The 12,016-nt window shown below is 68.1% G+C and carries 7 protein-coding genes; 6 read left to right on the top strand and 1 reads right to left on the bottom strand.

From position 1 onward, the window contains the following. The first annotated feature begins 97 nt into the window (after positions 1-97). The 6 genes from OY559_RS15430 to OY559_RS15405 all read left to right on the top strand — a co-directional run bounded on the left by OY559_RS15430 (position 98) and on the right by OY559_RS15405 (position 11,074). Positions 98-499, top strand: a complete 402-nt coding sequence (locus tag OY559_RS15430; protein WP_055940451.1) for a response regulator — start codon at positions 98-100, stop codon at positions 497-499. A 54-nt stretch (positions 500-553) separates the two neighbouring features. Then, positions 554-1,084 carry a chemotaxis protein CheW gene (locus OY559_RS15425; RefSeq protein WP_185742153.1) on the top strand — a complete coding sequence of 177 codons (531 nt, stop codon included), beginning with the start codon at positions 554-556 and terminating at the stop codon, positions 1,082-1,084. A gap of 34 nt (positions 1,085-1,118) precedes the next feature. Next, positions 1,119-3,155 (top strand): methyl-accepting chemotaxis protein, encoded by a 2,037-nt coding sequence (locus OY559_RS15420; protein ID WP_277727089.1) that lies wholly within the window; start codon positions 1,119-1,121, stop codon positions 3,153-3,155. 90 nt (positions 3,156-3,245) lie between these two features. Beyond that, on the top strand, positions 3,246-9,365 hold the full coding sequence (locus OY559_RS15415) for an Hpt domain-containing protein (protein ID WP_277727087.1): 6,120 nt from the start codon (positions 3,246-3,248) through the stop codon (positions 9,363-9,365). Further along, on the top strand, positions 9,358-10,593 hold the full coding sequence (locus tag OY559_RS15410; protein WP_277727085.1) for a chemotaxis protein CheB: 1,236 nt from the start codon (positions 9,358-9,360) through the stop codon (positions 10,591-10,593). Before OY559_RS15415 ends, OY559_RS15410 begins: the two co-directional genes overlap by 8 nt. Positions 10,594-10,603: 10 nt before the next feature. Continuing rightward, positions 10,604-11,074, top strand: a complete 471-nt coding sequence (locus tag OY559_RS15405) for a chemotaxis protein CheW (protein ID WP_277727084.1) — start codon at positions 10,604-10,606, stop codon at positions 11,072-11,074. A gap of 111 nt (positions 11,075-11,185) precedes the next feature. On the opposite strand, the gene OY559_RS15400 is transcribed toward OY559_RS15405, so the two are convergent. Beyond that, on the bottom strand, positions 11,186-11,917 hold the full coding sequence (locus OY559_RS15400; protein WP_277727083.1) for a 16S rRNA (uracil(1498)-N(3))-methyltransferase: 732 nt from the start codon (positions 11,915-11,917) through the stop codon (positions 11,186-11,188). Positions 11,918-12,016: the final 99 nt, after the last annotated feature.

The raw sequence follows: 12,016 nt of genomic DNA, 5'->3' as shown, positions 1-12,016 counted from the left end.
GTGTCGCTTGACAGTGCGCAAGGGGATTGGGATATAAGTAGCAACGCAGCGGGGCCGGTTCGTCAATGAAGCGCCGCGCGCATGGGGAAATCAGGTAATGACGCAGAACGAAGGCCAGGCCGGTGGACTCCACGGCCTACGGGTCATGGTGATCGATGACTCGAAAACGATCCGCCGCACCGCGGAAACCCTGCTCAAACGCGAGGGTTGCGAAGTCGTGACCGCGACGGACGGCTTCGAGGCCCTGGCCAAGATCGCCGACCAGCAGCCGCAGATCATCTTCGTGGACATCATGATGCCGCGCCTGGACGGGTATCAGACCTGCGCGCTGATCAAGAACAACCAGGTGTTCAAGTCCACGCCGGTCATCATGCTGTCGTCCAAGGACAGCCTGTTCGACAAGGCGCGCGGGCGCATCGTCGGCTCGGAGCAGTACCTGACCAAGCCGTTCACGCGCGAGGAACTCCTCGACGCCATCCGCGCCCACGTCAGCACCTGAGGGGGCTGGCGGCATGGCGACCATTCGCACTGAACGCACAGGGGGCGGGCCATGATCCGCACACCGTTCGATACGCTCGCCGAATACGAGCGCCGCAGCCTGGCGCACGCCGTGGCGCAGCCGGCGCGGGAAATCGCGCAGGACCAGTACCGCGGCGTCGGCTACCGGGTCGGCAAGCGCCGGCTGATCTCCAATTTCGGGGAAGTGGTGGAAATCGTGCAGATGCCGCCGGTCACGCCCGTGCCCGGCGCGCACCCGTGGTTGCTGGGCATCGGCAACCTGCGCGGAAACCTGTTTCCGGTGGTCGACCTGAAACAGTTCCTCGAGGGCGAGCGCACGGTGCTGCACGAAGGCCAGCGCGTGCTGGTCATGCGCCAGGCCGGTGGCGATGTCGCGCTGACCATCGACGAGTTGTACGGGCAGCGCAGCTTCCATGAATCGCAGCAGGTCGAGCCGGGGGAGCTGGCAGACGGCCGCTACGCGCATTTCATCGAGCGGGCCTTCGCGAGCGACGACCAGCGATGGGGCGTTTTCGCGCTGGGACTGCTCGCGCGCACGCCCGAATTCCGTCAGACCGCGCTTTGAGCGCGGACAACAAGAACAATCCAGGGGTTGAACGATGAGCACTGCGACGGATTCTCCCAGCGCCAGCAAGATCGGCAGTTTCGGCAACAGTTTCTGGTTGCTGCTGCTCGCGCTTTCGGTGCTGGTCTTCGGTGCCAATACCGGCGTGGCCACCTACCAGGGCAGCCGCTTGTCCGGTGCCAGCACCGGCGCATCCGACATGCGCGTGCTGTCGCAGCAGCTAGCCAACCAGGGTCGCGAGGCCGTGGCCGGCAATGCCGAAGCCTTCAAGGCCTTCAAGGAGACCAAGCAGTCGGTCGAGTCCACCGTCTCCGACCTGCAGAGCCGCTTCGGCAATGAAGGCGCCATCGCCGGGCCGCTGGCCAAGCTGACCACCACCTGGGCGCCGCTGGGCAAGAACGCCGACCAGATCGTGACCTCCGAAGCCGCCGTGCTGGCGTTGGCCGGCAACGCCGACCGTTTCGCGACCCAGGTGCCCAACCTGCAGGCGCAGCTCAATGAAGTCGTCCGCGCGATGTCCGCTGGCGGCGCACCTTCGTCGCAGATCTACAGCGCACTGCAGCAGGTCGTGCTGGCCGGCACCATGGCGCGCCGCGTGACCGAAATCCGTGCCGGTGGCGCGGGTGCGGCCACGGCCGGTGACGCGCTGGGTCGCGACGCCGTGCTATTCGGCCAGGTGCTGGAAGGCCTGCGCAACGGCAACCCCGACCTCGGCATCGCAGCGGTCCGCAATGGCGCCGCCCTGTCCGCACTGGACAATTCGCAAACCTTGTGGACCGCGATGAAGAAGGACCTGGACGCGATCCTGGCCAGCTCGCGCAACCTCTTTGCCGCGCAATCGGCCGCCGGCGCGCTGACCAACGGCTCGGGCCAGATGCTCCAGGACAGCACCAACCTGTTCCAGGCCTTCTCGGCATTCGGCTCGGTCCGCGACACGCGCCTGTTCCCGAACTTCTGGCTGGGCATCGCCTCGGGTATCGCGGCGCTGATCTCCATCATCGGCCTGCTGTGGTCGCTGTACCGCACCCGCCAGCGCGAGCAGGAAATGCGCTACCAGACGCAGGTGGAATACAACAGCCGCAACCAGCAGGCGATCATGCGGCTGCTGGACGAAATCAGCTCGCTGGGTGAAGGCGACCTGACGGTGAAGGCCTCGGTGACCGAGGACATGACCGGCGCCATCGCGGACGCCATCAACTACGCCGTGGACGAACTGCGCAATCTGGTGACCACGATCAACGACACCTCCGTGCAGGTGGCGGCATCGACGCAGGAAACCCAGGCCACCGCCCTGCAGCTGGCGGAAGCCGCCGGCCACCAGGCCGACCAGATCACCACCGCATCCGACCGAATCAGCGAAATCGCGACCAGCATCGACCAGGTGTCGAAGAACTCCACGGAGTCGGCCGAAGTGGCGCAGCGCTCGGTGCAGATCGCCACCGAGGGCGCCGGCGTGGTGCGCGAGACCATCCGCGGCATGGACCAGATCCGCGACCAGATCCAGGAAACCTCCAAGCGCATCAAGCGCCTGGGCGAGTCCTCGCAGGAGATCGGCTCGGTGGTGGAACTGATCAACGACATTTCCGAACAGACCAACATCCTGGCGCTCAACGCGGCCGTGCAGGCGGCCTCCGCCGGTGAAGCGGGCCGCGGTTTCGCGGTCGTGGCCGACGAAGTGCAACGCCTCGCCGAACGTACCTCGGGCGCCACGCGCCGCATCGAATCGCTGGTGCAGACCATCCAGGCCGATACCAACGAAGCGGTCAGTTCGATGGAGCAGACCACCGCCGAAGTGGTGTCCGGTGCGCGACTCGCCGAAGACGCGGGTACCGCGCTGGGCGAGATCGAGCGCGTGTCCAACGACCTGAACAACCTCATCAAGGGCATCTCCGGCGCCGCGCAGCAGCAGTCGGCCGCCGCGCTGGACATCACCCAGACCATGGGCGTGATCCGCCAGATCACCTCGCAGACCTCGCTGGGTGCGGGACAGACGGCGGAATCCATCGGTCACCTGGCGCAGCTGGCCGCGGACCTGCGCCGTTCGGTCGCCGACTTCAAGCTGCCGGGCTGAGGACGGGACGCACTGCATGAACTTCCTACGCCATCCCGCCTGCCAGCAGCGCAAGGCTGACGGTCCTGCCGTCGCCGCGGGAGCCTGCCCATGAGTGCGCTGCGCGAAGCCATGAGCCACGCCGTGCTCGGCTGGGTCAAGCCCGAGCTGGACGAGACCCTGCGCCTGGTGCGGCAGGAAATCGAAGCCTTTGTCGAAACGCCCGCCGATAGCAGCCGCATGCGCTTCTGCGCCGGCTACCTGCACCAGGTGCAGGGCACGCTGCGCATGGTGGAGTTGTATGCGCCTGCGATGGTCGCCGAAGAGCTGGAACTGCTCGCCAAGGCGTTGCAGGAAGGTGGCGTGGCCGACCGTGACGAAGCCTGCTCCACCTTGATGCGCGGCGCGGTGCTGCTGCCGGACTATCTGGAGCGGCTGCAGGACGGTCACCGCGACATTCCCATCGTGCTGCTGCCGTTGCTCAACGAGATCCGCGCGTCGCGTGGCGCATCGGGCCTCAACGAAAGCATGCTGTTCCCGCCGGGTGCCCGCGACGACGTGACGCCCAGCGAGGCCGAGATCGACCACGCACGCAGCAGCCTCAGTGGTCGCAATCGTGAACTGCTCGACACCGTCGGCAATGCGGTCAAGGAAGAGCTCCTGCGCGTGAAGGACGCGCTGGACCTGCACCTGCGCACCGGCAGCGAGGCGCGCGAACTCGAATCGCAGGTCGCCGAGCTCGGCAATGTGGCCGACACGCTGGGCATGATGGGCCTGGGCGTGGCGCGCGACGTGGTGATGCAGCAGCGCGACACGCTGCGCGAAGTCGTGGCGGGCGCCCGCCCTGCGGACGAAGGCACGCTGCTCGATGTCGCCGGCGCACTGCTGTACGTCGATGCCTCGCTGGATGACCAGGTCGCGCACCTTGGCAGCGCTGGCGATGCGGCACCCGATCCCAGCACCGCCGAATCGCAACGCACGGTCGAAGTGCTGGCGCAGGAGGCCATCATCAATTTCGCCGGTGCGCGCGAGCGTTTCGTCGCGTTCATCGAAACCAACTGGGACCATGGCGAACTCACCGACGTGCCGCGCCTGCTGGACGAGGTCGCGGGCGCGCTGCGCATGCTCGAACTGGCGCAGGCGGGCGATTACGTCATCGGTGTGCGCCGCTATGTCAGCGGTGAGCTGATCGGCAAGAAGCGCGTGCCCGGTGGCCAGCAACTGGACACCCTGGCCGATGCGATGGCCAGCCTCGAGTACTACCTTGAAGCCTTGCGCGAGCGGCGCCCGAATCGCGAGGACATCCTCGAGATCACCCGCGGCAGCCTGGAAGCGTTGCGCTACTGGCCGTTGCCGCCCGAAGCGCCTGCGGTCGAAGAAGCAGCCTCGCCAGCCGCTGTGGCGCCCGTCGCTGCGCCCATTGCCGAAGTGCCCGTTGTTGATGCGCCGGCGGCCGGCGGAGTGCCTGTCCCCGTAGAGGAAACGCCCGCGCCAGTCTCGTTCGCCGGGCTGTCGCTGGAGCCGATCGACACCGCACCCGCCGTGTCTTCGCCCGGCAGCGCCAATCCGTTCGATCCGGTCGGCTTCGAAGAAGCAGACGGTGATGCCGAGGCGGCCTCGCCGGTGTCCGTGCCGGAAGAGGCGATCGCGCCCGTCGTGGAAGCCGGCGATGCGCCTGTTGCCGGGGATCGCATCGAAACGGCCGCGGACGTGTCCGAGGCGGCGTCTGACATCGCCGGTATCGATGCCGATACCGATGCACTCCCGGATCTGCGCCACGAGATTGCCGCTGCGGCGGCCGCGCTGCCCGCGGCGGGCGTCATGGGCGGCTTCGATGGCGATGCGACCGATATCGACGACGAGATCCGCGACGTTTTCCTCGAGGAGTTCGACGAGGAAATCGTCAACCTGCGCCAGCTGCTGCCGGCCTGGCGCAGCAACCCCGAAGATTTCGATCGCCTGCGCCCGATCCGCCGCGTGTTCCATACCCTGAAGGGCAGCGGACGCCTGGTGGGTGCAAAGACGCTGGGCGAATTCAGCTGGAAGGTCGAGAACATGCTGAACCGGGTGCTCGACCGCACGCGTGCGCCGAGCCATGCGGTCGAAGTCCTGCTGGAGCAGGCCTGCGACGCATTGCCGCAACTCAACGCCGCGCTGCGCGGCCAGGGCAGCGTGACGGCCGACTTGGCCGGCCTGCAGGACGTGGCGGATCGCCTGGCCGCGGGCGAAGAGGCGTACTACAGCGCACAACCGACCGTGCTGGACGAGGAAGCGGACTTCATCGAGCCGACGTTGGCGCAGACGGCCGCGCCCGTGGTCGAAGACGTGCCTGCGGTGTTCGAACCCGAAACCGAAGGCACGCCGGCGTCCGTCGACGCGGTGCTGCGCGAGATCCTGGAAACCGAAGTCGACAACCACCTCGATACGGTCGATACCTGGCTGCAGAAGGCCCAGGTGGAGGCCACGCCGGTCACGGAAGAACTGTTGCGCGCCGTGCACACCATGAATGGTGCGCTGGCGATGGCGGACGTACCGGAAATCACCGATGTCACCTCGTCGGCGGAGCAGTACGTCAAACGCCTGCTGTCGGCGGTCGAAACACCGACGCCCGAGGGCGTGGCCGCGCTGGCCGACACCGCGCAGGCGATCCGCCGCAGCATCGCGGCCCTGCAGGCCCCGTCGCCGCGCATCCCGGTATTCGCGGCGCTGGCAGGCCAGCTCGCCGCGCTGCGCGACAGCCTGCCCGACCTGCGCCACGGCGCCCAGATCGTGGATGACGCACACCAGGGCACTTATGTCGGGCAGATGCCGACGATCGCACCGCCGGTCGCGCCGTCCGACATCGAACTCTCCGCGCTGGACCTGTCCGCGTATCTCGACGATGCCGCCAACGGCGCGGGCGATCCTGCCGCGACCAGGACGACGGACGACGTCACGCCGGAAGTACCGGCCGTCGAAGCGGCCGATGCTGCATCCGGCGCCGCGATGCCTGCGGAGGAATCCACCACGGTGGACCTGGGGCAGCCCGCATCGCAGGGCGTGACGTTCTACGACATCGACTACCGCATCCTGCCTCGCGCACGGCAATCGGAAGTCGGACACGCGACGCCGCCGGCAGAGGTGGGCGAAGACGTTCATGCCGGGGTGGCGGATGGCGCCATGATCGACATGGAGTCCTCCTCCGTTGCCGACGCATCGACGGAAGCCTCCATGGAGGCGCAGGAAGAAGACGCATTCGCCGCGCCGATCGATGACGCCCTGGTGGTGGACGCCGATCTGCCCGCGTTCCTGGTCGAAACCGATGCTGTCGCGGCCGACACGACCCCCGTTCTCGACGACGCGAACGAGGATGTGGCGGACGCTGAATCCGCCGCACGCGAGGATGACATCCCTGACGCGAACGAGCCCGCTGACGTTCCGGCGGCGGATGTTCTGGAAGCCGGTGAGCCTGATCCGGCGGAAGTGCCGGGCGACGTGGCCGCTACCGTCGACGCCTCCGATGAGGTGCCGTCCGATGTCGATGCCGCGGATGCGCCGGCGGCGACGCTGGATCACGAAGTCGTTGTCGATGATGCAGCACTGTCTGTCGTCGAAGAGCGGGATGCCGCAGAGCAACGCGCCGAGGCCCCTGCAGTCGAGGGTATCTCCCTCGAAGAAGCGGCGACCGAAGCGCCTGCCGACGGGGCGACCGGTTTCGATGCCGTCGTGGAAGAACCGTCGGTGGACGATGCCGTCGCGGTGGAGTACATGCCTGTCGAAGACGTCGTTGAGCCGGTTGAAGCAGCGGAAGACGCGGAAGCCCTCGAAGCTGCCGTACAAGCGCCGTCCGATGTCGTCGCCTCCGTGGAAGCCGAGGAGTCTGCCGTGACCAGTGCACCCGCCGACATGCCGGAGCCGGAAGAGGCCCTCGACCTGACCGGGCTCGACCTGGACCTGGTCGAGATCTTCATCGAGGAAGGCAACGACCTGCTCGACCACTCCGACGATCTGATCGCCAAGTTGCGCGACACGCCGGAAGACCGCGCGCTGGTCATCGGCCTGCAGCGCGACCTGCATACGCTTAAGGGTGGCGCCCGCATGGCCGGCATCCACGCCGTGGGCGACCTGGGCCATGCGATCGAATCGATGCTGGAATCGATCGCCGGCCAGCGCACCGAGCTGGACCGTCGCGCCATCCAGTTGCTGGAGCGCGGCTTCGACGCGCTGCACGCCCAGCTTGCCCGCGTCACCGCGCGTCGCGCCGTCGCCATTCCGGACGGCATGATCGCCGAGTTCAATGCCCGTGCCCGCGGCATCGAACTGCCTGATGCGCCGACGGCAGCCGATGCATCCACCGTCCCGGTCGAACTGGCGCCACTGTCGGCGCCGATCGAAACCGACGTGGCGGCCCCGGTGGAAGAAGAGTTCTTCCCGATGGGCCAGCAGGAGCAGGTGCGCGTGCGCGCGGACCTGCTGGATCGCCTGGTCAACAACGCCGGCGAAGTCGCGATCTACCGTGCCCGCCTGGAGCAGCAGCTGGGTGCGTTCCGCGGCGCGATGGCCGAACTGGACCGCACCAACATCCGTATGCACGACCAGTTGCGTCGTCTCGATCTGGAGACGGAGGCACAGATCGTCGCCCGCTACCAGCGCGAGCACGACAAGCAGGACCCGACGTTCGATCCGCTGGAACTGGACCGCTTCTCCACGCTGCAGCAGCTCAGCCGCGCGCTGGCCGAATCGGCGGCCGACATCAGCGGCCTGCAGGGCGTGCTCGACGACCTGGCGCGCCAGTACGACGGCCTGCTGCAACAGCAGTCGCGCGTGAGTTCGGAGCTTCAGGATGGCCTGATGCGCGCGCGCATGCTGCCGTTCGAAGGCATCGTGCCGCGCCTGCGCCGCGTGCTGAGGCAGGCCGCCACCGAGACGCACAAGCAGGTCAGCCTGCAGTTCTCCGGAACGCACGGCGAAATGGATCGCAACGTGCTGGACCGCATGACCGCGCCGCTGGAGCACCTGCTGCGCAACTCCGTCGCGCACGGGCTGGAATCTCCCAAGGAACGCCGCAAGGCGGGCAAGCCGGAAGAAGGCACCGTGCACGTGGCGCTGCGCCGGGAAGGCTCGGAAATGGTGCTGGAGGTGTCCGACGACGGCGCCGGCCTCAACCGCGATGCCATCCGCAAGCGCGCCGAACAGCGAGGCCTGCTGCAGCCGGGCGCAGTGCTGCCCGACAGCGCGCTGGACCGCCTGATCCTGGAGCCGGGGTTCAGCACCTACGACCAGGTCAGCCAGTTGGCGGGCCGTGGCGTGGGCATGGACGTGGTGTACAACGAAGTGCGCCAGCTGGGTGGCTCGCTGGAAATCAATTCGGTGCCTGGCAAGGGCGCGACCTTCACCCTGCGCCTGCCGCAGACGCTGGCGGTCAGCCAGGCCGTGTTCGTGCAGATCGGCGAAACGCAGTTCGCGGTGCCCGTGGCGGCGGTCAGCGGCATCGGTCGCATCAGCCACGCCCGCTTCAGTGCAGGGGCTGGCAGCTACCACTACGCCGGCGAGGATTATCCGCTCTACAACCTGGGCCACCTGGTGGGACAGGGGCCGGCCAAGGCGGAGGGCCAGCCGCAGGTGCCGCTGTTGCTGGTGCGCGCGGGCGATCTGCGCGCCGCCGTCGCGGTCGACCAGGTGCTCGGCAACCGCGAGATCGTGGTCAAGCCGGTGGGGCCGCAGATCGCGTCCATCCCCGGCATCTACGGTGCCACGATCACCGGCGACGGCAGCGTGGTGGTGATCCTGGATGCCGCGCCGCTGGTGCGCCGCCACCTGGCGCAGCCACAGCAGCCGACCCAGCAGGTCGCCGCGGTCGAACAGCGCCGCGTGCCGTTGGTGATGGTGGTCGACGACTCGCTGACCATGCGCAAGGTGACCAGCCGCGTGCTGGAACGCCACAACTTCGAAGTCAGCGCCGCGCGCGATGGCGTCGAAGCGCTGGAGAAACTGGAAGAGCGCGTGCCCGACCTGATGCTGCTCGACATCGAGATGCCGCGCATGGACGGTTACGAGCTGGCCACCGCGATGAAGGCCGATCCGCGTTTCAAGGACGTGCCCATCGTGATGATCACCTCGCGTACCGGCGACAAGCATCGCCAGCGCGCCTTCGATATCGGCGTGCAGCGCTACCTGGGCAAGCCGTACCAGGAGCTCGACCTGATGCGCAACGTCTACGACCTGCTGGGAATCGCCCGTGTCCGTGAGTGAAGCCAAACGCGTTGCCTTGCTGGCACGGCCGGGCGAAGCGCGCGAGCGCCTGCGTGTGGCGCTGCATGAAGCCGGCGCCGACATCGTGCTGGAAGACGATCCCAATGCGCTCGATGCGGAAGCCCTCGGCGGCAGTGCGCCGCAGGTGGTGCTGGTGGCGCTGGAGCCGGCCATCGAGGAGTGCCTGGAGCGCTTCGACAGCGTGCTGCATGACCCCTCGGTGGCCGTGATCTTCGACGAAGCCGAACTGGCTGCGCGGCGCCAGGGCTGGGAAGCCCAGCGCTGGGCGCGGCACCTGGCGGCGAAACTGCACGGCCACCAGGACGTGTTGCCGCCCGGTCGCGAAGAAGACGTCGGCCTGCAGCTCGAGCCCGGCCTGCCGGTGACGCCCGCGCAACTGCACGAGGGCGCGGAGATTTCGCTGCATCTGGAAGAAGCGGCCGACATGGCGTTCGAACTTCCGCGTGACGATTTCGCCTACACCGGTGGCCTGGCGACGCGCCCGGCCGCGGAGCCGGTCATCGACGCGGACGACTGGCTGCGTCATGCCACGGTCGACGCGGAGCCCATCGCTGCGCCCTCCCTGCCGCCGCCGCTCCCGGAAGCGCCCGTCGTGGCGCCACCGCCCGTGCCTGCTCCGACCTTCGACCTGTCCAGCCTGGAACTGGAGCCGCTGGAATCCGGCGGCGCTGCGGGCGCCGTGCGGGTGCAGGGCGCGGTACTGGTGTTCGCCGGCATCGGAGGGCCCGATGCCGTGCGCAAGTTGCTCGCCGAGCTGCCGGACGGATTCCCCAAGCCGGTGCTGGTGCATCTGCGCCTGGACGGCGGCCGTTACGACAACCTGGTCCGGCAGATGGAGCGCGTGGCGCACATGCCCGTGTTGCTGGCCGAAGCCGGGAAGCCCGCCGAAGCGGGCCATATCTACATACTGCCCGGTGACGTGGTGCCCTTCGTGGATGCGGGCGCGGTGAGCTTCCGCCCGGGCGCCGTGATCCACACGATGATCCCGCAGCTGCCGCCGGCCGACAGCGCGGTGCTGCTGCTCAGCGGCAGCGACAGCGCACTGGTGGACCCGGTCGCCGCGCTGGGCGAGCAGGGTGCACTCGTGTTGGGCCAGTCGCAGGATGGCTGCTACGACCCGGTGGCACCGAAAGCGCTGGCGTCACGCGGTGCCGAACTTGGCGCGCCCGTGCAGCTGGCACAGCGCCTGACCGACCGCTGGTTCTGAGGAACATACGATGGCCCATTCCAACGACGAAATCCGTGGCGTCCTGATCCAGGCCGGCGAGTACCGCCTGTTGCTGCCCAACGCCACCGTGGCCGAAGTGCTCACGCGTGCGCCGGTGGAGCCGATCGCGGACATGCCCGACTGGCTGCCGGGCCGGATCGACTGGCATGGCTGGTCGGTGCCGCTGGTCGCGTTCGGCCGCCTGAGCGGCAATCCGAACGAGCCGGTGGCCCTCAACAGCAAGATCGTGGTGCTGAAGGCGCTGAGTGGCGACAAGGATCGCCCGTACTTCGCGCTGCTGACACCCTCGTTCCCGCGCCTGGTGTCGGTGCCGCGCGATGGCCTGCTGGCCGACGCGACCGAAGAAGACCTGCCGGTCGGGGTGAAGGTGCGCGTGTTGCTCGGCGACGAAGCCGCCGTGCTGCCCGACCTGGAAGTCGTCGAATCGATGCTCGGTGACGCGCTGGCCAACGCGGCCTGAGATATCGCTATCGTAGGGTGGGCCTTGGCCCACCTTCACTCATCGCACGCAAGATGCATGGCCCGTGCTCAGGCCCACCCGATACCGCTCCGCGGCGGGCCAGGGCCCGCCCTACAGATCGCCGAAACGCGATTGCAGCGCGGCGATGGCGGCCAGTCCCGCGGTTTCGGTACGCAGGATGCGGGGGCCGAGGCGCAGCCCGATGAAACCCGCTGCGGACAGCGTGTCGCGATCGCGTGGCGACCAACCGCCTTCCGGTCCGATCGCCACCACCACCGCAGCCGAGGCCACCTGCACGGTGGTCAGAGACACGTCGCCGGCAGGATCCAGCGTCAGCCGCATCGCGTCGCCGTCGACCGCACGTACCGCCTCGGCCAGTGCGGCCGGTGGCGACAACGACGGCAGGCGGGCACGTGCGCTCTGTTCGCACGCGGACGCGACGACATTGCGCCAGTGCGCCACGCGTTTCTCGGCACGCTCGGCGTCCAGCTTCACTTCGGTGCGTTCGGCCGTCACGGGGATGATCGCGGCTACGCCGAGCTCGGTTGCTTTCTGCAGGATCAGGTCCATCTTCTCGCCCCGTGCGATGCCCTGCAGCAGGGTGATGTGCAGCGGCGATTCGTTGTCCACCGCGCGCATCGATACGATCTCGGCCACCACCTCGCGCTTGCCGACGGAGGCGAGGCGGGCGTCGTAGTCGTGGCCGTCGCCGTTGAACAGCACGCAGGCATCGCCCTCGCGCAGGCGCAGCACGCGTGTCAGGTGGTTGGCGCTGGCTTCGGGCAGCGCGAGCCGCGCGCCTTCGTGCAGCGGCAGGTCGACGAAGCAACGGGTCAGGCGCATGCGACGCTCCCTGGAGAAGTTCCAACCCGCGCCACGACGACATGTCCGCCGTCATGACAACGAACGCGCTGCAGCGCGCCCATCGAGTGAGTGGCCATG

It is taken from the genome of Pseudoxanthomonas sp. SE1, assembly GCF_029542205.1.
In the GTDB taxonomy this organism is placed as follows: domain Bacteria; phylum Pseudomonadota; class Gammaproteobacteria; order Xanthomonadales; family Xanthomonadaceae; genus Pseudoxanthomonas_A.
This window is presented reverse-complemented; position numbering and strand designations above follow the sequence as displayed.